The 19909-nt window shown below is 60.4% G+C and carries 19 protein-coding genes; 6 read left to right on the forward strand and 13 right to left on the reverse strand.

Annotation, left to right across the window (positions count from 1 at the left end; all coding sequences use genetic code 11):
* Nucleotides 1-18 precede the first annotated feature (18 nt).
* The 12 genes from trpS to pilM all read right to left on the reverse strand — a co-directional run bounded on the left by trpS (nucleotide 19) and on the right by pilM (nucleotide 10046).
* Entirely contained in the window at nucleotides 19-1026 is a 1008-nt protein-coding gene (gene trpS, locus ACJ8IJ_RS21785) for a tryptophan--tRNA ligase (RefSeq protein WP_004930324.1), read from the reverse strand.
* Between the two features lie 2 nt (nucleotides 1027-1028).
* Nucleotides 1029-1727 (reverse strand): phosphoglycolate phosphatase, encoded by a 699-nt coding sequence (locus tag ACJ8IJ_RS21790; RefSeq protein WP_004930322.1) that lies wholly within the window; start codon nucleotides 1725-1727, stop codon nucleotides 1029-1031.
* Nucleotides 1720-2397 carry a ribulose-phosphate 3-epimerase gene (gene rpe, locus ACJ8IJ_RS21795; RefSeq protein WP_004930320.1) on the reverse strand — a complete coding sequence of 226 codons (678 nt, stop codon included), beginning with the start codon at nucleotides 2395-2397 and terminating at the stop codon, nucleotides 1720-1722. The genes ACJ8IJ_RS21790 and rpe overlap by 8 nt, the downstream gene beginning before the upstream one ends.
* Before the next feature lie 51 nt (nucleotides 2398-2448).
* Nucleotides 2449-3261, reverse strand: coding sequence for an adenine-specific DNA-methyltransferase (gene dam / locus ACJ8IJ_RS21800; RefSeq protein ID WP_004930319.1), 813 nt, complete (start codon nucleotides 3259-3261; stop codon nucleotides 2449-2451).
* A gap of 84 nt (nucleotides 3262-3345) precedes the next feature.
* On the reverse strand, nucleotides 3346-4359 hold the full coding sequence (locus ACJ8IJ_RS21805) for an SPOR domain-containing protein (protein ID WP_442518906.1): 1014 nt from the start codon (nucleotides 4357-4359) through the stop codon (nucleotides 3346-3348).
* A gap of 156 nt (nucleotides 4360-4515) precedes the next feature.
* On the reverse strand, nucleotides 4516-5616 hold the full coding sequence (gene aroB, locus ACJ8IJ_RS21810) for a 3-dehydroquinate synthase (protein WP_004930315.1): 1101 nt from the start codon (nucleotides 5614-5616) through the stop codon (nucleotides 4516-4518).
* A gap of 106 nt (nucleotides 5617-5722) precedes the next feature.
* Nucleotides 5723-6244, reverse strand: a complete 522-nt coding sequence (gene aroK / locus ACJ8IJ_RS21815; protein ID WP_004391482.1) for a shikimate kinase AroK — start codon at nucleotides 6242-6244, stop codon at nucleotides 5723-5725.
* A 349-nt stretch (nucleotides 6245-6593) separates the two neighbouring features.
* Entirely contained in the window at nucleotides 6594-7838 is a 1245-nt protein-coding gene (gene hofQ / locus ACJ8IJ_RS21820) for a DNA uptake porin HofQ (RefSeq protein ID WP_442518907.1), read from the reverse strand.
* Nucleotides 7835-8194: a HofP DNA utilization family protein gene (locus tag ACJ8IJ_RS21825; RefSeq protein WP_033645613.1), complete on the reverse strand. Its 360-nt coding sequence runs from the start codon at nucleotides 8192-8194 to the stop codon at nucleotides 7835-7837. Before ACJ8IJ_RS21825 ends, hofQ begins: the two co-directional genes overlap by 4 nt.
* Nucleotides 8187-8681: a hypothetical protein gene (locus tag ACJ8IJ_RS21830; protein ID WP_015379300.1), complete on the reverse strand. Its 495-nt coding sequence runs from the start codon at nucleotides 8679-8681 to the stop codon at nucleotides 8187-8189. The genes ACJ8IJ_RS21825 and ACJ8IJ_RS21830 overlap by 8 nt, the downstream gene beginning before the upstream one ends.
* Complete coding sequence (locus ACJ8IJ_RS21835) at nucleotides 8674-9213, reverse strand: PilN domain-containing protein (protein ID WP_442518908.1); 540 nt, start codon at nucleotides 9211-9213, stop codon at nucleotides 8674-8676. Before ACJ8IJ_RS21835 ends, ACJ8IJ_RS21830 begins: the two co-directional genes overlap by 8 nt.
* On the reverse strand, nucleotides 9213-10046 hold the full coding sequence (pilM, locus tag ACJ8IJ_RS21840; protein ID WP_033631912.1) for a pilus assembly protein PilM: 834 nt from the start codon (nucleotides 10044-10046) through the stop codon (nucleotides 9213-9215). The genes ACJ8IJ_RS21835 and pilM overlap by 1 nt, the downstream gene beginning before the upstream one ends.
* 121 nt (nucleotides 10047-10167) lie before the next feature.
* Between pilM and mrcA the strand changes: the two genes are divergently transcribed.
* A complete protein-coding gene (mrcA, locus tag ACJ8IJ_RS21845; RefSeq protein WP_031300057.1) occupies nucleotides 10168-12726 on the forward strand; it encodes a peptidoglycan glycosyltransferase/peptidoglycan DD-transpeptidase MrcA in 2559 nt (852 codons plus the stop codon).
* Nucleotides 12727-12777: 51 nt separating this feature from the next.
* On the opposite strand, the gene nudE is transcribed toward mrcA, so the two are convergent.
* Nucleotides 12778-13332: an ADP compounds hydrolase NudE gene (nudE, locus tag ACJ8IJ_RS21850; protein ID WP_015379304.1), complete on the reverse strand. Its 555-nt coding sequence runs from the start codon at nucleotides 13330-13332 to the stop codon at nucleotides 12778-12780.
* A 445-nt stretch (nucleotides 13333-13777) separates the two neighbouring features.
* On the opposite strand from nudE, the gene ACJ8IJ_RS21855 reads away from it, so the two are divergent.
* From ACJ8IJ_RS21855 to pckA, 5 genes are all read left to right on the forward strand, one after another.
* A complete protein-coding gene (locus tag ACJ8IJ_RS21855) occupies nucleotides 13778-15913 on the forward strand; it encodes an intracellular growth attenuator family protein (RefSeq protein WP_442518909.1) in 2136 nt (711 codons plus the stop codon).
* Between the two features lie 98 nt (nucleotides 15914-16011).
* Nucleotides 16012-16692, forward strand: coding sequence for a GMP/IMP nucleotidase (gene yrfG / locus ACJ8IJ_RS21860; RefSeq protein ID WP_004930298.1), 681 nt, complete (start codon nucleotides 16012-16014; stop codon nucleotides 16690-16692).
* Nucleotides 16689-17096: a ribosome-associated heat shock protein Hsp15 gene (gene hslR, locus ACJ8IJ_RS21865; RefSeq protein WP_442518910.1), complete on the forward strand. Its 408-nt coding sequence runs from the start codon at nucleotides 16689-16691 to the stop codon at nucleotides 17094-17096. Before yrfG ends, hslR begins: the two co-directional genes overlap by 4 nt.
* Before the next feature lie 25 nt (nucleotides 17097-17121).
* The gene (gene hslO, locus ACJ8IJ_RS21870; RefSeq protein WP_280631137.1) at nucleotides 17122-18000 is read left to right on the forward strand and encodes an Hsp33 family molecular chaperone HslO; all 879 of its coding nucleotides are present in this window, start codon (nucleotides 17122-17124) and stop codon (nucleotides 17998-18000) included.
* Nucleotides 18001-18194: 194 nt separating this feature from the next.
* Nucleotides 18195-19814 carry a phosphoenolpyruvate carboxykinase (ATP) gene (pckA, locus tag ACJ8IJ_RS21875; protein WP_015379308.1) on the forward strand — a complete coding sequence of 540 codons (1620 nt, stop codon included), beginning with the start codon at nucleotides 18195-18197 and terminating at the stop codon, nucleotides 19812-19814.
* Nucleotides 19815-19909: the final 95 nt, after the last annotated feature.

Consider the following 19909-nt stretch of genomic DNA (forward strand, 5'->3'; position numbering starts at 1 on the left):
TTTTTATTTGCGCCGGCGTTACGCCTGCGGCGGTACGAAACCGACGGCCTGATAGACCTTCGCCAGGGTTTCCTGCGCGCGTGCACGGGCCTTGGCGGCGCCGTCGCGCATGACCTGCTGCAGATAGGCTTCGTCGTTGCGGAAGCGGTGGTAGCGCTCCTGCAGCTCAGCCAGCATGCCGGAGACGGCTTCCGCCACCGCGCCTTTCAGGTGGCCGTACATCTGGCCTTCAAACTCGGCTTCCAACTGCGCAATGCTCTTGCCGGTCACGCCGGCGAGGATATCCAGCAGGTTGGAGACGCCCGCCTTGTTGACCACGTCGTAACGCACGACAGGCGGCTCTTCCGAGTCGGTCATTGCGCGTTTGATCTTCTTGGTCACCGCTTTCGGATCTTCCAGCAGGCCGATCACGTTGTTGCGGTTGTCGTCCGACTTGGACATCTTCTTGGTCGGCTCCTGCAGCGACATCACGCGCGCGCCGGATTTAGGAATAAACGGCTCCGGCACTTTGAACACGTCGCCGTACAGCGCGTTGAAACGCTGGCCCACGTCGCGGCTCAGCTCCAGGTGCTGTTTCTGATCTTCGCCCACCGGCACCTGATTGGTTTGATACAGCAGGATATCCGCCGCCATCAGCACCGGATAGCTGAACAGCCCGGCGTTGATGTTCTCCGCGTAGCGCGCGGATTTGTCCTTGAACTGCGTCATGCGGCTCAGTTCGCCGAAATAGGTGTAACAGTTCAGCACCCAGCTCAGCTGCGTGTGCTCAGGCACGTGCGACTGCACGAAGATGGTGCTTTTTTCCGGATCGATGCCGCAGGCCAGGTACAGCGCCAGCGTATCCAGCGTGGCCTTGCGCAGCTTCTCGGCGTCCTGGCGCACGGTGATGGCATGCAGATCGACGATGCAGTAGATGCAGTCGTAGTCGTCCTGCATCTGCACCCACTGACGCAGCGCCCCCATGTAGTTGCCGATGGTCAGTTCGCCGGACGGCTGCGCGCCGCTAAATACGATGGGCTTACTCATGTTTAAATTTCCTGATTCTCTAAAGATGACAGCCCAAGAGCGGGCAACAAATCGGCGAAGCGCTCCAACACCCGATCGGGGTGGCTCAGGGCGATCGATTCGCCGTAGTTATAACCGTAGGTAAAGCCGACGCTCGGGCAACCGGCGCCCTGCGCGGCTTGAATATCGTTGCGTGAGTCGCCGACGAACAGCAGTTCATGCGCGCGCAGGCCAAGCTTGCCGAGCACCAGGTACAACGGCGCCGGGTGCGGTTTCTTTTCCGTCACGTCGTCGCCGCCGATCACCAGCGAGAAATAGTCGCCAATGCCCAACGATGCCAACAGCGGCGCCACGAACGGCGTCGGCTTGTTGGTCACCAGCGCCATCGGGTAACCGTGCGCGGCCAGGCGGGCCAGCGTCTCTTGCACCTGTGGGAACAGACGGCTGCCGCTGTCGACGGTCTGCGCGTAGAAATGGTCGAAGCGTTCACGCAGCCGGCTGCACTGCTCCGGCGTGCCTTCCGCCTCCGCCCAACGCAGCGCGCGCTGCACCAGCACGTCGGCGCCGTTGCCGATCCAGGTGCCGACCCGCTCCTCACCCGCTTGCGGCAGGCCCGTCTCTTCCAGCGCCATATCGATGGCGGCCGCCAGACCCGGCGCGCTGTCGACCAGCGTGCCGTCCAGATCGAAGGCCAATGCGCGGATCGCGCCGAAATCAGCCATGGGTAACCTTCGCCAGCTCGCTGCGCATTTCGTCAATCACCTTGCGGTAGTCCGGCTGGCCAAAGATGGCGGAACCGGCGACGAACATATCGGCGCCTGCGGCGGCGATTTCGGCGATGTTATCCACTTTCACCCCGCCGTCGACTTCCAGGCGGATATCGCGGCCGCTGTCGTCGATCAGTTTGCGCACCTGGCGCAGCTTGTCCAGAGTGCCGTGGATAAACGACTGGCCGCCGAAGCCCGGGTTGACCGACATCAGCAGGATCACGTCAATTTTATCCATCACGTAATCGAGGTAGCTTAGCGGCGTCGCCGGGTTGAACACCAGGCCGGCCTTACAACCGTGCTCTTTGATCAGCTGAATGGTGCGATCGACATGTTCGGAAGCTTCGGGGTGGAAAGAGATATAAGACGCGCCGGCCTTGGCGAAATCTGGCACGATACGATCTACCGGCTTGACCATCAGATGCACGTCAATCGGCGCGGTAATGCCGTAGTTACGCAGCGCTTCGCACACCATCGGACCGATGGTCAGATTGGGCACGTAGTGGTTGTCCATGACGTCGAAGTGCACCACGTCGCCGCCTGCGGCCAGCACGTTAGCGGTATCTTCACCTAACCGGGCAAAATCTGCCGACAGAATGGACGGGGCAATCAAAAACTTTTTCATCCGCTTCTCCAAACGTAGGGTCGAGTTGTTATGCGCCGGGGTGCCCCCGGCTTAGCGATACAGCGCCAAAAGCTCGTTCACTTTGCTGCGGCCGAGAATATTGCGGCTGATCGTGCGGCGCGCTTTCACCACATACAGCGCAGCATGCTGGTACCAGTCGCGCGTCAGCTCGGTATCGTGATTGGAGATCAATACCGGTACCTGGCTCTCTACCGAGAGCTGGTGCGCCAGATGCGCCAAACTCTGCTGATCGGCGATGCTGAAGCTGTTGGTGTGGTAAGCGGTGAAATTCGCCGTCGCCGACAGCGGCGCGTAAGGCGGATCGCAATACACCACGGCACCGGCCACGGCCTTCGCCATGGTATCGCGGTAATGCTCGCAGACAAAAGTGGCATTGCGCGATTTTTCGGCAAACCAGTAGAGCTCTTCTTCCGGGAAGTACGGTTTCTTGTACCGGCCGAACGGCACGTTAAACTCGCCGCGCAGGTTATAGCGGCACAGGCCGTTATAGCAGTGACGGTTCAGGTACAGGAACAGCAGCGCCCGGCGGTAAGGCTCGGTGCTAGTATTGAACTCTTCTCGCAGCAGGTAAAACTGATCCGAGTTATTGAATTCATCGGCGAAAAGCGTGCGGGCATCGCGCACGAAGTCATCCGTGCGCAGCTTAACGATGTTATACAGGTTGATAAGATCGCTATTGATGTCGGCGAGAATGTAGGCGTCGTAATCCGTATTCAGAAAGACGGATCCCGCACCCACGAAGGGCTCGATTAAGCAGTCTCCCGCCGGCAGATGGCGACGAATCTCATCTACCAGCGGGTATTTTCCACCAGCCCATTTTAAAAAAGCGCGGTTTTTCTTCATGCCGTCAATTAGCTACTTATACAATTCAGAGCGGCGGATTGTACTCTGTTTCAGACAGCACATCAGCGCACAAATTTAAATGATTTATTTTTTAAGATCTTGCTGCACTTGGTGTACAGGTCGGACCCATGGTTTTTTCGCCTGCACATCCGCCGGCAACGAAGCAATGGCGCGCTTCGCTTCTGCGGAAGAAGCATAGTTGCCGCTCACCAGTACGTACCACGGCTTGCCGTCACGCTTGGTGGCGTACACCAGGTAATTCTGCAGCTTCTGCTGTTTGGCGTAGGCGTTCAGCGTATCGGAACGCGAAGCGCTGCTCAGCTGCAAGGTATAGTGGCTGCCCGGCGCAGACTGCACAGAGCTGCCGCTGCTGGCGACCGCTCCCGCTTTCGCGGTGGAAGACGGCTTGGCCGGCGGCGTATACACCGTGGTCGGTGATTTATGCTGCGTTGCGGTCGGTTTGGCGGCGGCAGTTTTCGCCGGCGTTTTATGCTGCTGTTGCGCGGTTCCCTGCACAGGACGCGTCGCTTCGCGCGCTGCGGCACCGCTCATCACCGTCGCCGGTGCGGTCGGCAACGTCGACGCTGCGCCGGTCATGCCCTGGGTCGCCGAATCCACCTGCCCCTGCTGCTGCGACAACGCATCCGCCATGTTGCCCGGCAAATCGACGCGCTGCTGCGCACCGCCCTGCTGAGGCTGCGTTTGCGCTTCGGTCGGCGTGCCGGAGATCGGCGGAACGCTGACGTTCTGCGGTTGCTGCGGCTGAGTCGCGCTCACGCCGTTGTTATCGTGGGTATCCGTGGTACCGCCCGGCACGCCGTTGTTGGCGGTAGTCAGCGACGAAGAACCGGACAGGTTGATATCGCGGGCTCCGCCGTTTTGCGCGCCGTTCTCCTGAGCCGCTTCATGTTTGGTCGGCGCCTTCAGGGCGGAACCGATGCCGATAATCAGCAGCAGCAGCACCAAAATGCCAATGCCAATCATCAAATGTTGGCGTGAAACGGCGAAGCGCGGCGCGGCGGCCGGCTTACGCGAGCGCGTAGGGCGACGATCGCTGCTATCAGGTCTGAGATCGTCTTCCGGTTTAAACTCGTCCATCTGAAACCCTCCAACTAGAGGCAAAAGCCCACCACCGTAGACCTACCGTGGCACGGGCAGATTAACCCGATGATGGCAAAGCGACACCCGTCGTGCTCTGCTCACTGTATTAATATAGATGCAAATGGCGGCTAAGCCACTGTTACTTAGTCCGATTTAATTACGTGTCTGCTCAGGCAGGCAGGCGGCGATCGACGCCAACACCAGCTCATGCCCTACGCCGCCGCGCACTTCCGCCGCACCGATCGCGGTCGGCAGCACCAGGCGCAGTTCACCCGCCAGCACTTTCTTGTCGCGCAGCATGTGCGGCAGATAGGATGCCGGCGTCATTTCCTGCGGCCCGCAGACCGGCAAGCCGGCGCGCAGCAGCAGCGTTTTGATGCGTTCGATATCTTCAACGGAGAACTGGCCGAGACGGTGCGCGGTTTCCGCCGCCATCACCATGCCCGCCGCCACCGCTTCGCCGTGCAGCCATACGCCGTAGCCCATTTCGGCTTCGATGGCGTGGCCGTAAGTATGGCCCAGATTCAGCAAGGCGCGCAGGCCGCTTTCGCGTTCGTCGGCGGCCACCACCTCGGCCTTGAGCTCACAGCAGCGGCGGATACAGTAGGCCAACGCCTGCATATCCAGCGCCATCAGCGCATCGATGTTGTTTTCCAACCAGACGAAGAACTCGCGATCGAGGATGATCCCGTATTTGATGACTTCTGCCAGGCCGGAAGAGAGTTCACGCGTCGGCAAGGTTTTCAGGCAATCCAGATCAACCACCACCGAAGCGGGTTGATAGAAAGCGCCGATCATGTTTTTGCCGAGCGGGTGGTTGACGGCGGTCTTGCCGCCCACGGAAGAGTCCACCTGCGACAACAGCGTGGTGGGAACCTGAATAAAGCGCACGCCGCGTTGGTAGCACGCGGCGGCAAAGCCGGTCAGATCGCCGACAACGCCGCCGCCGAGGGCGATCAGCGTGGTATCACGCCCGTGCGGTTTTTCCAGCAGCGCCGAAAACACCTGCTCCAACACCGCCAGAGATTTGTACTGCTCACCATCGGGAAGGATCACCTGATCCACCACGACGCCGCCCTGCTCCAACACCTGCCGGACACGCTCAAGATAAAGCGGCGCCAGGGTCTGGTTGGTGACCAACATCGCTTGCTCACCCGCCTTCAACGGCATAAAAGAAGCCGGATCGTTAAACAATCCGGCGGCGATGGTAATCGGGTAGCTGCGCTCCCCAAGCGTTACAGTAATTCTCTCCATGTCGCGCTCAGTTCTCTGTATGGTGCGGCGGTGGTTGATCCCCGCTGCGGCGGGGAACACAAATCAGTTTTCCGCATTGGCCGACGGCGAACGCGGAAAGCGGCAATCAGTTGCTTTCCAGCATGTTGATGATCTGGTTGGCAACCACTTTAGCGCTCTGATCGTCGGTGCGGATGGTGACATCGGCAATCTCTTCATACAACGGATTGCGCTCTTTCGCCAAGGCTTCCAGCACTTCACGCGGCGGAGAATCGACCTGCAGCAGCGGGCGTTTTTTATCACGCTGGGTACGAGCAAGCTGCTTCTCGATCGTGGTTTCCAGATAGACCACCACACCGCGCGCGGACAGACGGTTGCGCGTTTCGCGCGACTTCACCGAACCGCCGCCGGTCGCCAACACAATCCCTTGTTTTTCCGTCAGTTCATTAATGACTTTTTCTTCACGATCGCGGAAACCTTCTTCCCCTTCCACGTCGAATACCCAGCCCACGTCAGCTCCGGTACGTCGCTCAATTTCTTGATCGGAGTCGAAGAACTCCATATTGAGTTGCTGAGCTAACTGACGGCCAATAGTGCTTTTGCCGGCACCCATAGGCCCAACCAGAAAGATATTGCGTTTCTCTGCCATGTTTTTCGGTATTACTAAGACAATTCGTTAATGTTAACCCGCCCCGCCAATCAAATCAGCGGCGGGACCTAAACTGAAACCTCATGAGCGATAGTGCGAGATCAGACGAAAAATTATCTCAACACTCTTGGTAGTTTGGCAACCGAATAAATCGCAATCCACGCCGCGGGAGGGAAACCATATGTTTTTAACGGCGTCTTGACGCTAACAAAAAACCTCGGTGCTCAATTCGGTAACCCTTGTAAGCTAAATCGGCCGCAGCGTCAAACGCAGATCCCCCCAAGGAGATAAAAAAGTGTATCTGCTCATCAACTTTAGGAGATTTGCCGCCCGGCCGACAGGCCGCCGCTTATCCCTTAATCAGAGTCGGCGTAATGAAGATCACCAGCTCGCGTTTTTTCTGTTGTGCGCCGCTTTGTCGGAACAAGCCTCCCAATAACGGCACATCCCCCAACCCCGGCACCTTGTCCGCCGTCTTGCCGCTATGCCGTTGAAAAATACCGCCGAGCACCAGGGTTTCACCGTTTTTCACCGTGATCTGCGTCTTAATCTCCTGTTTATCGATGGTCAGTGCCTCACCCGCCCCGCGGCTGATAGCGCGGCCCGGCATATTTTGGCTGATGTGCAGCGTCAGCGTGATGCGCCCGTCCGGCAACACTTTCGGTGTCACCTCCATGCCCAGCACCGCCTCTTTGAACTCGATGGCAGTCGCACCGCTGGCGCCGCTTGACACTTCGTAAGGGATCTCGGTTCCCTGCTTGATACTGGCGGTTTGCAGGTGCGCCGTCAGCAGGCGTGGACTGGCGATGATCTCCACCTGATTCTCCTGCTCCAGCGCCGTCAGCTCCAGGCTCAGCAAACGCCCGCTGATGCGCGCCAGATGGAAACCGGCGTTCACCGCGCTGCGCTCCAGCGGCAGGTTGACACCGACATTGCCCGGCCGCAACGGCCGCGCCGGCCTGTCGTCGGGCGCCAACCCCCAACGCACGCCAAGCTCACGCAGGCTTTCGCGGTTGATGGTCACGATATGCGCCGCCAGTTGCACCTGCGCCAGCGGCGCGTCCATTTCCGTTACCCGCTTTTTCAACTGCGTCAGGATTGGCGCGGTGTCGCGCAGCAGCAGCGTATTGGTGCGTTTATCCGCCAACACGCTGCCACGCTCGCTCAGCAACGCGCCACGTTGGGCGTTGAGGCTTTCGGCAATTTCCGCCGCATCGCCGTTCTGTAACGTCAAGGTCAGGCTGTGCAGCGGTTGCCGCTGCGCCAACGCTTCTCGCTGCTGCCTTTTTTCCTGTGCGTCCGGCTCCGGCGAGATCAGTATCACGTTGCCTTCCCGCGTCATCGCCAGTTTGCCCATGCGCAGGGTCAACGCCAGCGCCTGCGGCCAGGGCACATTCTCCAGCCGCAGCGTCAGGTTGCCGCTCACGCCGGGCGCGGCGATCAGGTTCATCTGCCGATAATCCGCCAACGCCTGCAGGATGACCGTGACCGGCGCATCCTGAAATTCCAGGGAAACCCGCTGCTTATCCTGCGACTGCGCGGTGCCGAGCGCCAGGCACCACAGCGCCAAGCCCAATCCAACACATCCTTTCATGGTTTGCCATCCTTGTTGTCCATCATGAGCGAGACGTCGCCCTGGCTCGCCGGGCAATCTGGTTCGGCCGTCAGCGCCGTTAACGTCAGACTACGCGCCTGCACCTGCGTGACCTGCCAGCGCTCGGCCAGCACCCGTTGCTGTGGCCGCAGGCGCAACCATTGCCCCGCCGGCGTCACCACCCAGCCATAGCGCAGCGTCGGTTGCCCGATGACGCCTTTCAGTCGCCAGCCCGCCGGCGACGCCTCCGTTTGGGCACAAGCAGGCATCGGAAGCGGCGCAAACGGGTCGCGCGGCTCAGCGCACAATGCCCATGGCCATAGCAACCACCACCAACGGCCGGGCCTTTTACTCATTGGGCTGATCCTCGGTGGCATCCTGCAAAACCAACCGCGCCGTCATGCCAAGGGACGGCGTCTCCACGCTCAGCTGCTCAAGGCGTAAATCGGTGGGCAGCGTCTCCAGCAGCGCCAGCAAACCGGCGTAGTCAATGCGCAAGCTCAGCGTTTGCCGCGGCGGTTTTTCCTGCCGCTGCCAGCGCAACAAGGCGCCTCCCGCCCGTTGCAGCACGCTCGCCAGATCGCCGGTGGTGGACGGAGGTAGCGGCGCCGCCGGGATAGCGGTTTCCGGCACCTCATCCAGTTGGCGTTGCACCATGGCGATCTGTTGCAACAGACGCTGTTGCCGCTCCGCCGCGCTTTCCCGCTGACGCCATTCGTCTTGCAGCATCCAGCCGCCGCCCAACAGCGCCAACGTGCCGATACCCAACCCTTGCGACAGCAGTAATAGCCAGCCCGGCAAGCTCAGCCAGAGACGCAGCCCGGATGACAAACGGTTATCCATCACGCCCCCACTGCGCCGCCAGATGAAAGGTGTACAGGCCGTCGTCGCGTTGCGCCACCTCAGCCAAACGCAACCGCGGCAACGCAGGCATCCCCGCCAGCCGCCGTTCGAACTGCGTGATGGCCGCAGGAGAGCGGCTCAATCCACGCAGCCGCAGGCCGTTCACCGCATCACTCTCCATCGCCGTAAGCCACAGCGGTGGAGGAATGCTGGAGGACAATTGCTGCAGCAGCTGAAAATAACGCCGGTTATGTTGGGCGTTGCTCGCCTGCCGTTCGGCGTGGGCGCGCTGCAGCGCCCGCTGCGCCCGCTCTTGCTGTTGCTGACGGGCGAGCAACGTCAGTGCCGCCAGCTCTTCACTCAGCATCGCCAGCCGCGCCTGCCGCTGCGCCTGTTGGTGACGCAACTGGCCGTCGACCAGGAACAGCGCCAGCAGCAGTGCCGTTAGCTGCAACAGCAGCACGCCCAACCAGAGATAGCCGCGTCGCCGCTCGCGGCGTTGTCGCCAGGGCAGAAAGTTGACCTGATACATCAGCGATCCTCCTCGCGCAGCGCCAGGCCACCGGCCAACGCGAACGCCGAAGGATGCGCAGGCAACGGCGGACGCAGCTGCGTGAAGGCGCTGAGCGGCGACCAGGCAAGGCAACCGGCGGGCAAGGCACCTGCCAGCACGCTGCCGGCATAGATCGGCCGATCGTCGCCCGCCGGCATCTGGGCTTGCAGCGCCCGCAGCGCCTGCGCGTCATCGTCGCCCGGCGCCAGACCAAAGGCGAACGCGCCGTCGGCCGGCGCCACCCACAGCCATTCTCGTTCGAGACGGTGCATCAGTCCCGCAGCGGGCGGCACGCCTGCCGCCGTCGCCATCATCCGCAGCGCGCAGGGGGTGATATCGACCGCTTGCGGATGCAGGCCAGCCTGACGCAGACAATGCAGCCACTGCTGCAGCTCCTGCCGCCGCGCGGCGGTCAGCAACAGCGCCGCCTCATCCGCCGGCGCGGTGCGATAGTCGAGCGCCAGCGTCTGGCCGTCGAGCGGAAACTGCTTCACACCGTGGCCGCCGATATAGTCGCTGCGTTCCGGCTCGCGCAGCCGCGCGTCCGGCTGCGCCATGCGTTGCTGCAACACGCGCTGCGCCGGCAGGGCAATGCGTAAGGAAATATGTCGCGGCAGTTGGACGCGCCATTGCCGCAGCGCCCGGATAAGAAATTCGGAAGGTTCCAGACAGCCATCGCGTAAAACCGCCTGCGGCAGCGCCTGCTGCCACCAGTGGCGCAACTGCCAGCCGTTGCGGCGCCGTTGGGCCGCCACCGCCCGCACGCAGTCGATTTGTATATCCAGCCCCACCTGCCATGCTTGAGGGAACATGTTTCGCAAGCCTCCATAACATCAGATGATAAAAGAACATATCCATGTCGCAGGCTTGCCTTTATACTACCGCGCGGTTGTTTATAAACTGCCCAAATGACTTAGAAATGGGAAATCTCAGGTGAAGTTCGTAAAGTATTTACTAATCCTTGCAGTATGTTGCATCGTGCTGGGAGCAGCCTCGATTTTCGGCTTGTACAAATATGTCGAGCCGCAGCTGCCCGACGTCGCAACGCTGAAAGATGTGCGGCTGCAGATACCGATGCAGGTCTACAGCGCCGATGGCGAACTGATCGCCCAATACGGCGAGAAACGCCGCATTCCGCTGAAACTGGATCAAATTCCGCCGGTGATGGTGCACGCATTCATCGCCACCGAAGACAGCCGCTTCTATGATCACCATGGCGTCGATCCGGTCGGCATCTTCCGCGCCGCCTCCATCGCGTTGGTCTCCGGCCACGCTTCGCAGGGGGCCAGTACCATTACCCAACAGCTGGCGCGTAACTTCTTCTTAAGCCCGGAACGCACCCTGATGCGTAAAATCAAGGAAGCCTTCCTGGCGGTGCGCATCGAGCAGATGCTCACCAAGGATGAAATCCTTGAGCTGTATCTGAACAAGATCTATCTGGGTTACCGCGCCTACGGCGTGGGCGCCGCCGCGCAGGTCTATTTCGGCAAAGACGTCAGCCAGCTGACCCTGAGCGAAATGGCGACCATCGCCGGCCTGCCGAAAGCGCCATCCACCTTCAACCCGCTCTATTCGCACGATCGCGCCGTTGCCCGTCGCAACGTGGTGCTGTCGCGCATGCTGGACGAACACTACATCACGCAGGCGCAGTACGATCAGGCGCGCTCCGAAGACCTGGTCGCCAATTACCATGCGCCGGAAATCAGCTTCTCCGCGCCGTATCTCTCCGAGATGGTGCGTCAGGAGATGATCAAGCGTTACGGTGAAAACGCCTATACCGATGGTTACAAGGTTTACACCACCGTCACCAAACGGCTGCAGCTGGCGGCGCAGGAGTCGGTGCGCAACAACGTGCTGGCCTATGACATGCGCCACGGTTACCGCGGCCCATCCAACGTGTTGTGGAAAGTCGGCGAAGCGGCCTGGGATCGCAAACAGATTGTCGATTCGCTAAAAAACCTGCCGAACTACGGCCCGCTGGCGCCGGCGGTGATCACCGCCGCCAACCCGCAGGAAGCGACGGCGATGCTGGCCGACGGCAGCAGTATTGCCCTGCCGATGGCGACCATGCGCTGGGCACGCCCATACCGTTCGGACACTCAGCAAGGCCCAACGCCGAAACGCGTCACCGACGTAGTGCAGGCCGGCCAGCAAGTGTGGGTGCGTAAAGTGAACGAAGCCTGGTGGCTGTCGCAGGTGCCGGACGTCAACTCGGCGCTGGTCTCTATCAACCCGAACGACGGCGCGGTGAAAGCGCTGGTTGGCGGCTTCGACTTTAATCAGAGCAAGTTCAACCGCGTCACGCAGGCCCTGCGTCAGGTGGGCTCGAACATCAAACCGTTCCTGTACACCGCCGCGATGGATAAAGGCCTGACGCTGGCCACCATTCTGAATGACTTGCCGATTACCCGTTGGGATGCCGGCGCCGGCACCGACTGGCGGCCGAAGAACTCGCCGCCGACCTACGACGGCCCGATTCGCCTGCGACAGGGGCTGGGGCAATCGAAGAACGTGGTGATGGTGCGCGCGATGCGCGCGATGGGCGTCGACTACGCGGCGGAATATCTGCAGCGCTTCGGCTTCCCGGCGCAGAATATCGTGCATACCGAATCGCTGGCGCTGGGGTCCGCCTCCTTCACCCCGATGCAGCTGGTGCGCGGCTACGCGGTGCTGGCGAACGGCGGTTACCTGGTCGATCCGTACTTCATCACCAAAATTGAAGACGATAACGGCAATACGGTGTTCGAGGCCAAACCGAAAGTGGTGTGCGGCAGCTGTAACCTGCCGGTGATCTACGGCGATACCCACCGTTCAGCGGTGCTGTCCGACGACAACATCGAAAACGTCGCCACCTCGCAGGAAGGCAACAACAGCACGGTGCCGATGCCTCAGCTGGAGCAAGTCACCCCGGCTCAGGTACAGCAGGACGGCGACCAACAGTATGCGCCGCACGTCATCAGCACACAGCTGGCCTTCCTGATCCACGACGCGCTGAACAGCAACATCTTCGGCGAACCGGGTTGGATGGGTACCGCCTGGCGCGCCGGCCGCGATCTGAAACGTCATGATATCGGCGGCAAAACCGGTACCACCAACAGTTCCAAGGACGCCTGGTTCTCCGGCTACGGCCCGGATACCGTGACCTCGGTGTGGATCGGTTTCGACGATCACCGCCGCGACCTGGGCCGTTCAACGGTATCCGGCGCTATCCCGGATCAGATTTCCGGCGGTGAAGGCGGTGCCAAGAGCGCCCAGCCGGCGTGGGACGACTTTATGAAAACCGCGCTGGAAGGCATCCCAGAGCAGAAAGTCACGCCGCCGCCGGGCATCATCAGCGTCACCATCGACAAGAGCAGCGGCAAGCTCTCAGGCGGTGGCGGCGGCAGCCGTTCCGAATACTTCATCGAAGGGACGCAGCCGACGGACTACCCATCGCGCGATACCGGCACCACCTTGACCGATCCGGGCGGCGAAAGCCACGAGCTGTTCTGATCGAAAAGGGCCAGAGAAATCTGGCCCTTTTTTTATTCGGCGTGAAGCGTATCAGCGCGACGCGCGCAAAAATGCCTCGGAAAGGAACAGCGCGCTGACGTTGCGCGCCTCACGGAAATCCGGTTCCGCCAGCAGCGCCATCATGTTGGCGATCGGCCAGCGCACCTGCGGCAAGGGCTCCGGCTCATCCCCTTCCAGGCTCTGCGGATAGAGATCGTGCGCCAGCACGATATTCATTTTGCTGGAAAAGTAGGACGGCGCCATCGTCAGCTTACTGAGAAAATCAAAGCGTTTCGCGCCGTACCCCACCTCTTCCATCAGCTCGCGGTTGGCCGCCTCCAGCACCCCTTCACCGGGATCGATCAGCCCTTTCGGGAACCCCAGCTCATAGGATTCGGTGCCGACCGCATATTCGCGGATCAGCAGCAGGTCATCGCCAATCACCGGCACGATCATCACCGCTTCGCGATCCGAAGGCCGCATGCGCTCATACACCCGCCGAACACCGTTGCTGAATTCCAAATCGACCGACTCGACGTTAAACAAACGCGAACGCGCGACCGTTTCCACTTTCAGAATTTTAGGTTTTTGCAGGTGTTTATCCATGATTGCCTCAAAGAGGTTACCCAGGCGCGGACGGGGCAACCGAAAAAATGATTGGCGTAACGCACGGCTCGTTGGCGCTCAAACGCTGACCAAATTCGATCCTGATCACATTGTGCGTTAAGGGCAAGCTCCGCCGCAACGCGCATGAACAGTAATTTACTTTCTTTTAACAAGCGTAGCCAGCGGCCGGCGATTTTCCGTACTGATTCAGCAAACAGCGCGCAAGAAAATAGGATAATACCGATATCGACGACAGAGGCCGGTTGCTAGTATCACGCAGGCAAGAATCAGTGATAAAATGGCCTTGCGTCATGAAGGAATGAGATCCAGAGCGAGAATCTGTTTGTTCCCTCATTAGTTCTGGGTGCCTCCTGGCGGTTTACTCCGTATAATATTCAGCTTTTCATCAGGTTGGCGAAATTCACGGGTGTGAGATGGGGATTGCATGAGCACAATAGTGTTGATATTGGCCTTAGTGCTTGTCTGCCTGATTGCCGCCGGCCTGTACCTGTGGTTCAAGGCCCGCAACCCGTCGGCGCTGGCGCACGCATTGCCGTTTATCAAGCCTGCCCACCGCAAGCTGACCGACGAAGAGCGCGCCGCGGTCGAGTTCTATCTCAGTCAGCAAAACAAACTGAGCAACAAACTGTTGCCCGGCGGCGGCGCTACGCTGCCTGCGGCCAAACTGGCGCTCACCCCGCAAAGCGATAACGTATATCCGGTCACGCACGCCATCACCCGCTACGGGCTGGCCAGCGACGATCCCAATAAATGGCGCTATTACCTCGACGCGGAAGAGGTGCATCTGCCGCCGTTTTGGGAACCCTATATCACCGCCGACAACCATGTGGAAGTGATCAGAACCCAGACGCTGCCGCTGGTGATTTCGCTCAACGGGCACTCGCTGAAAGATCACATTCACGATCGGCCGCAGCCGCCGGTGGTGGCCGCCACGCCGACCAAAAACGCGTCCATCCGCAAGGAAGAGAGCGAGCATGTCGAGCTGGTCAATATTCGCAAGGAAACGCCGGAAGAGCATGCGCTGAACCGGCCGAACGGCATCCGCGAAGCCGTCATCATCTCCGCCGCACTGCTGCTGCTGTTCTTCAGCCTGATAAGCCCGGTGCTGGTTATCCCCTGGATGATTTTTGTGGCGGTGCTGATGATCGCCTGGGGATGCTGGAACCTGTTCCGCCATCCGGCGTCGCGTGAGCTGAAAGAGATCCACTGCCTGCGCGGCACGCCGAAGCGCTGGGGCCTGTTCGGCGAGTCCGATCAGGGGCAGATCAGCAACATTTCGCTCGGCATCATCGATCTTATCTACCCACCGCATTGGCAGCCGTACCTGACTCAGGATCTGGGCAAGACCACCGATGTGGACGTCTACCTCAATCGGCAGGTAGTGCGCCAGGGGCGCTTCCTCTCGCTTCATGACGAAGTGAAGAATTTCCCGCTGCAGCAGTGGGGCCGCAACGCGGTGCTGGTCGCCAGCTCGGCGCTGGTACTGCTGTTGCTGTTGATCTATATCCCGCTCAACCTGCCGCTGACCCTCAGCATGGCCTGGCTGCAGGGTGCGCAAAAAGTGGAAGTGACCAGCGTGCAGGCCCTGGAAGCCACGCCGCTGCGCATCGGCGACACGCTGAAAGTGCGCGGCAGCGGCATGTGCTATGTGCCGCCGCCGGCCAACGGTGGCGGTACCGTCAATTTTGCGCCGTTCGACTGCTCCGGCATCTATTGGAACAACGCCGCCCCGCTGCCGCAGCCGGAATCGGAAGTCATAGACAAAGCGACGGCCCTGCTGGCCACGGTCAACAGCCAGCTGCATCCGAGCGGCGCCGATCAGAAGGTCAACCCGCAGCTGGCCAGCGCCATCGAGAAATCCGGCATGATCCTGTTGGATGACTTCTCTGATATCGTTTTGAAAACGCAGGATCTATGTCAGGCAGAAAACGACTGCGTGCGGTTAAAAAACGCCTTGGTCAACCTGGGCAACGCCAAAAACTGGAGCGGCCTGATGAAACGCGCCAGGTCCGGCGCGCTGCAAGGCGTCAACGTCCTGCTGCGCCCGGTGAGCGCCGAGTCACTGGAAAGCCTGACCAAAGTGGCCACGTCATCGTTCATCTTCAATGAAACGCGCCTGGCCGCCGCGGCGCTCAACAGCCCGCCACCGGGCGGTTTCCTGATCCGCAGCGACGAAGGCCGCCAACTGGTCAGCCACCCGCAATCCTCGGTGCCGCAAAGCGAATACAACGCCCTCGACCAGTGGAATGAGCTGCAGCGCCTTTCCACTCTGCTGTTGCATACCCCGTTCCAGGCTCAGGGGGTGATCACCAGCCTCAGCGTCGATGCCAACGGCACCCGCCACGTGGCGCTGCACAGCGAACCGGACATGATCACCCTGTGGCGCTACCTCGGCACCAGCCTGCTGTTGCTGGCGGTGGTCGTCAGCCTGGGCTATAACGCCTGGCGGCTGGTGCAGCGTCGGCGCATCAATCAACACCGCGTCGCCGATATCCAACGTTACTACGACAGCTGCTTCAACCCGCAGCTCAATCCGATGTCGATGCGGCCGATGCCCTGAACCTGACGCCGGGGCCTGCGCCCTGTCATCTGCTTATGCTACGCTAACGCTATTATTCTCATCTGCGGACCGCCCGTCGGTTCGCCCGTGGAGTTTTTATGGTTCCCGAGTTTGATTGGCCGCAGATCGATACCGTGCTGCTGGATATGGACGGCACCTTGCTGGATCTGGAATTCGACAGCCACTTTTGGCTCAGCCTGGTGCCGCAAGCGCTGAGCGAAAGGCGCGCCATTCCGTTTGACGAAGCCCGCAATATTATTGAGCGGGAATATCAGGCGGTGCAGCACACCATGAATTGGTATTGCTTCGATTACTGGAGCGAGCGGTTGGATCTGGATATCTACCGCATGACCAGCGAAGTGGGCAGCCGCGCCCGGCTGCGCGAGGACACCGAGCCATTTTTACGGGCGCTGCGCGGCGCCGGCCTGCAAACCATTTTGCTGACCAACGCCCATCCGCACAGCCTGGCGGTGAAAATCGAGCATACCGGTCTGGATCGGCACCTTGATTTATTGTTTTCCACCCACACATTTGGTTATCCGAAAGAAGATCAGCGTCTGTGGCAGGCGGTGCAACAGCACACCGGGTTCAACCCGCAGCGCACGCTGTTCGTCGACGACGGCGAGCCGATCCTCGACGCGGCGCGCACTTTCGGCATTCGTTACTGCCTGGGCGTGCAAAACCCGGACTCCAGCACGGCGGAGAAAAGCTTCCAGCGCCATCCGTCGATGCGCGACTATCGCCTGCTGATACCGGCGCTGGCCAAGGGGGAAGCATGAAGGAAAAAGCGACGCGCGACGACGCGGTCCGGCTGGATAAGTGGCTGTGGGCCGCACGCTTCTACAAGACCCGCGCGCTGGCGCGCGAAATGATCGACGGCGGCAAGGTGCATTACAACGGCCAGCGTGGCAAGCCGAGCAAGATTGTCGAACTTAACGCCGAGCTCAAGCTGCGGCAGGGCAACGAAGAACGTACGGTGATCGTGCTGGCGCTGACCAGCCAACGCCGCGGCGCCAGCGAGGCGCAGCAAATGTATCAGGAAACCGAAGCCAGCATCGCCAACCGCGAAAAAATGGCGCTGGCGCGCAAGATGAACGCGTTGACCATGCCGCATCCGGACCGTCGTCCGGACAAAAAGGAGCGGCGCGATCTGATAAAATTTAAATTTGGTGAGCCGGAATAACCCCTCACCGCAATGAGAGAAGATTATGTCCAACCATGACCAATTGCACCGTTACCTGTTTGAAAACTACGCGGTGCGCGGCGAGCTGGTTACCGTCAGCGAAACCTATCAGCAGATCCTGAATAACCACGACTACCCGGCGCCGGTACAAAAACTGCTGGGCGAGCTGCTGGTCGCCACCAGTCTGCTGACCGCGACCCTGAAGTTCGACGGCGACATCACCGTTCAGCTGCAAGGCGACGGCCCGCTGAAGCTGGCGGTGATCAACGGCAACAACCGCCAGGAGATGCGCGGCGTTGCGCGCACCCAGGCGCCTATCGCCGACGACAGCACCTTGCATCAGATGATCGGCAACGGCGTCATGGTCATCACCATTTCCCCGACGGAAGGCGAGCGCTATCAGGGCGTCGTCGGCCTGGAAGGTGAAACCCTGGCCGAATGCCTGGAAGCCTACTTCCGCCAGTCCGAACAGCTGCCAACCCGCCTGTTCATCCGCACCGGCGAAGCGGAAGGCAACGCCGCGGCGGCCGGTATGCTGCTGCAGGTGCTGCCGGCGCAGGACGGCAACCTCGATGATTTCGATCATCTGGTGCAACTGACCAACACGGTCAAAAGCGAAGAGCTGTTCGGCCTGCCGGCCAACGAAGTGCTGTACCGCCTGTACCATCAGGAAGAGGTCACCTTGTACGAACCGCAGGACGTGCAGTTCCGCTGCACCTGTTCTCGCCAGCGTTGCGCCGACGCGCTGCTGACCCTGCCGACCGACGAAGTGGCGGACATGCTGGAGCAGGACGGCAATATCGACATGCACTGCGACTACTGTGGCAGCCACTATATCTTTGACCCGGTTGATGTTGCCGCGCTGTATGCAGGTAACACCGGCGAAAGCGACCAGTTGCACTAAGTTACACCCTTTCGGCGGGCGCGCCCGGCGCCCGCCAACGCCCGCCGTTTGCACGTTTGCTTTTTTCCGTGTGCTATCTCTCAGATCGTAACGAAATACCGCCTAAAACGTTAAATATTTGATACCCATCGCGGTTACGCACCGTTAGATCCCTACAATTGCCGCCAGAAATTCTGTGACCAAGGAGTAGTAACATGCGCGTTAAAGGTATAACCCCTCAGGATCTGGCCGCTTACGGCATTCACGACGTTAGCGAAATCGTTCACAACCCGAGCTATGAACTGCTGTTTAAGGAAGAAACAGACCCATCTCTGGAAGGTTTTGAGCGTGGGGTAGTCACCAAGCTGGGTGCCGTCTCCGTCGATACCGGCATCTTCACCGGCCGTTCGCCGAAAGACAAATACATCGTCCGCGACGACATCACCCGCGATACCGTGTGGTGGGCCGATCAGGGCAAAGGCAAGAACGACAACAAACCCCTCAGCCCGGAAGTGTGGGCCGATCTGAAACACCTGGTCACCGAACAACTGTCCGGCAAGCGCCTGTTCGTGGTGGATACCTTCTGCGGCGCTAACGCCGACTCGCGCCTGAAAGTGCGCTTCATCACCGAGGTGGCCTGGCAGGCGCACTTCGTGAAAAACATGTTTATCCGCCCGAGCGACGAAGAGCTGGCTGACTTCGAACCGGACTTCGTGGTGATGAACGGCGCCAAATGCACCAACCCGAACTGGCAGCAGCAAGGCCTGAACTCGGAGAACTTCGTCGCCTTCAACCTGACCGAGCGCATGCAGTTGATCGGCGGCACCTGGTACGGCGGCGAAATGAAGAAAGGCATGTTCTCGATGATGAACTACCTGCTGCCGCTGAAAGGCATCGCCTCGATGCACTGCTCGGCCAACGTGGGCGAGAAAGGCGACGTGGCGGTGTTCTTCGGCCTGTCCGGCACCGGCAAGACCACCCTCTCCACCGATCCTAAGCGTCAGTTGATCGGCGATGACGAGCACGGCTGGGACGACGACGGCGTGTTCAACTTCGAAGGCGGCTGCTACGCCAAGACCATCAAGCTGTCTGAAGAAGCCGAGCCGGACATCTACCACGCCATCAAACGCGATGCGCTGCTGGAAAACGTCACCGTGCTGGCCGACGGCAGCATCGACTTCAATGACGGTTCGAAAACCGAAAACACCCGCGTTTCTTACCCGATCTATCATATCCAGAACATCGTCAAGCCGGTGTCCAAGGCGGGTCACGCCACCAAGGTGATCTTCCTGACCGCCGACGCTTTCGGCGTGCTGCCGCCGGTATCGCGTCTGACCGCCAACCAGACTCAGTACCACTTCCTGTCCGGCTTCACCGCCAAACTGGCCGGCACCGAGCGCGGCGTAACCGAACCGACGCCAACCTTCTCCGCCTGCTTCGGTGCCGCGTTCCTGTCGCTGCACCCGACGCAGTACGCCGAAGTGCTGGTGAAACGCATGCAGGCCGCCGGCGCCCAGGCTTACCTGGTCAACACCGGCTGGAACGGCACCGGCAAACGCATCTCGATCAAAGATACGCGCGGCATCATCGACGCCATCCTGAGCGGTGAGATCGACAAGGCGGAAACCGTCACTCTGCCGATCTTCGATCTGGCGATGCCGACCGCGCTGCCGGGCGTGAATCCGGAGATCCTCGATCCGCGCAATACCTACGCCAGCCTCGAGCAGTGGCAGGAAAAAGCGCAGGATCTGGCCGAGCGCTTCATCACCAACTTCGACAAATACACCGACACGCCTGCGGGCGCCGCGCTGGTCAGCGCCGGCCCGAAGCTGTAATTCGGTAGCATTACCTCTTCAGCTAAGGCGCGGATCCCGCGCCTTTTTTTATTTCAATTGATTGCTTTTTAATCGGCAAGACGAGAAAATAAGTC

Source organism: Serratia sp. CY40230, assembly GCF_052168835.1.
Lineage (GTDB): Bacteria > Pseudomonadota > Gammaproteobacteria > Enterobacterales > Enterobacteriaceae > Serratia > Serratia nematodiphila.

Excerpts from the sequence above, each read along its gene's own strand:
- trpS (WP_004930324.1), bottom strand. The coding sequence starts at position 1,026 with ATGAGTAAGCCCATCGTATTTAGCGGCGCGCAGCCGTCCGGCGAACTG.
- hslO (WP_280631137.1), top strand. The coding sequence starts at position 17,122 with ATGTCCAACCATGACCAATTGCACCGTTACCTGTTTGAAAACTACGCG.
- dam (WP_004930319.1), bottom strand. The coding sequence starts at position 3,261 with ATGAAGAAAAACCGCGCTTTTTTAAAATGGGCTGGTGGAAAATACCCG.
- ACJ8IJ_RS21825 (WP_033645613.1), bottom strand. The coding sequence starts at position 8,194 with ATGAGTAAAAGGCCCGGCCGTTGGTGGTGGTTGCTATGGCCATGGGCA.
- pckA (WP_015379308.1), top strand. The coding sequence starts at position 18,195 with ATGCGCGTTAAAGGTATAACCCCTCAGGATCTGGCCGCTTACGGCATT.
- hofQ (WP_442518907.1), bottom strand. The coding sequence starts at position 7,838 with ATGAAAGGATGTGTTGGATTGGGCTTGGCGCTGTGGTGCCTGGCGCTC.
- ACJ8IJ_RS21830 (WP_015379300.1), bottom strand. The coding sequence starts at position 8,681 with ATGGATAACCGTTTGTCATCCGGGCTGCGTCTCTGGCTGAGCTTGCCG.
- rpe (WP_004930320.1), bottom strand. The coding sequence starts at position 2,397 with ATGAAAAAGTTTTTGATTGCCCCGTCCATTCTGTCGGCAGATTTTGCC.
- ACJ8IJ_RS21805 (WP_442518906.1), bottom strand. The coding sequence starts at position 4,359 with ATGGACGAGTTTAAACCGGAAGACGATCTCAGACCTGATAGCAGCGAT.
- aroK (WP_004391482.1), bottom strand. The coding sequence starts at position 6,244 with ATGGCAGAGAAACGCAATATCTTTCTGGTTGGGCCTATGGGTGCCGGC.
- hslR (WP_442518910.1), top strand. The coding sequence starts at position 16,689 with ATGAAGGAAAAAGCGACGCGCGACGACGCGGTCCGGCTGGATAAGTGG.
- pilM (WP_033631912.1), bottom strand. The coding sequence starts at position 10,046 with ATGTTCCCTCAAGCATGGCAGGTGGGGCTGGATATACAAATCGACTGC.
- ACJ8IJ_RS21790 (WP_004930322.1), bottom strand. The coding sequence starts at position 1,727 with ATGGCTGATTTCGGCGCGATCCGCGCATTGGCCTTCGATCTGGACGGC.
- ACJ8IJ_RS21855 (WP_442518909.1), top strand. The coding sequence starts at position 13,778 with ATGAGCACAATAGTGTTGATATTGGCCTTAGTGCTTGTCTGCCTGATT.
- yrfG (WP_004930298.1), top strand. The coding sequence starts at position 16,012 with ATGGTTCCCGAGTTTGATTGGCCGCAGATCGATACCGTGCTGCTGGAT.
- aroB (WP_004930315.1), bottom strand. The coding sequence starts at position 5,616 with ATGGAGAGAATTACTGTAACGCTTGGGGAGCGCAGCTACCCGATTACC.
- ACJ8IJ_RS21835 (WP_442518908.1), bottom strand. The coding sequence starts at position 9,213 with ATGTATCAGGTCAACTTTCTGCCCTGGCGACAACGCCGCGAGCGGCGA.
- nudE (WP_015379304.1), bottom strand. The coding sequence starts at position 13,332 with ATGGATAAACACCTGCAAAAACCTAAAATTCTGAAAGTGGAAACGGTC.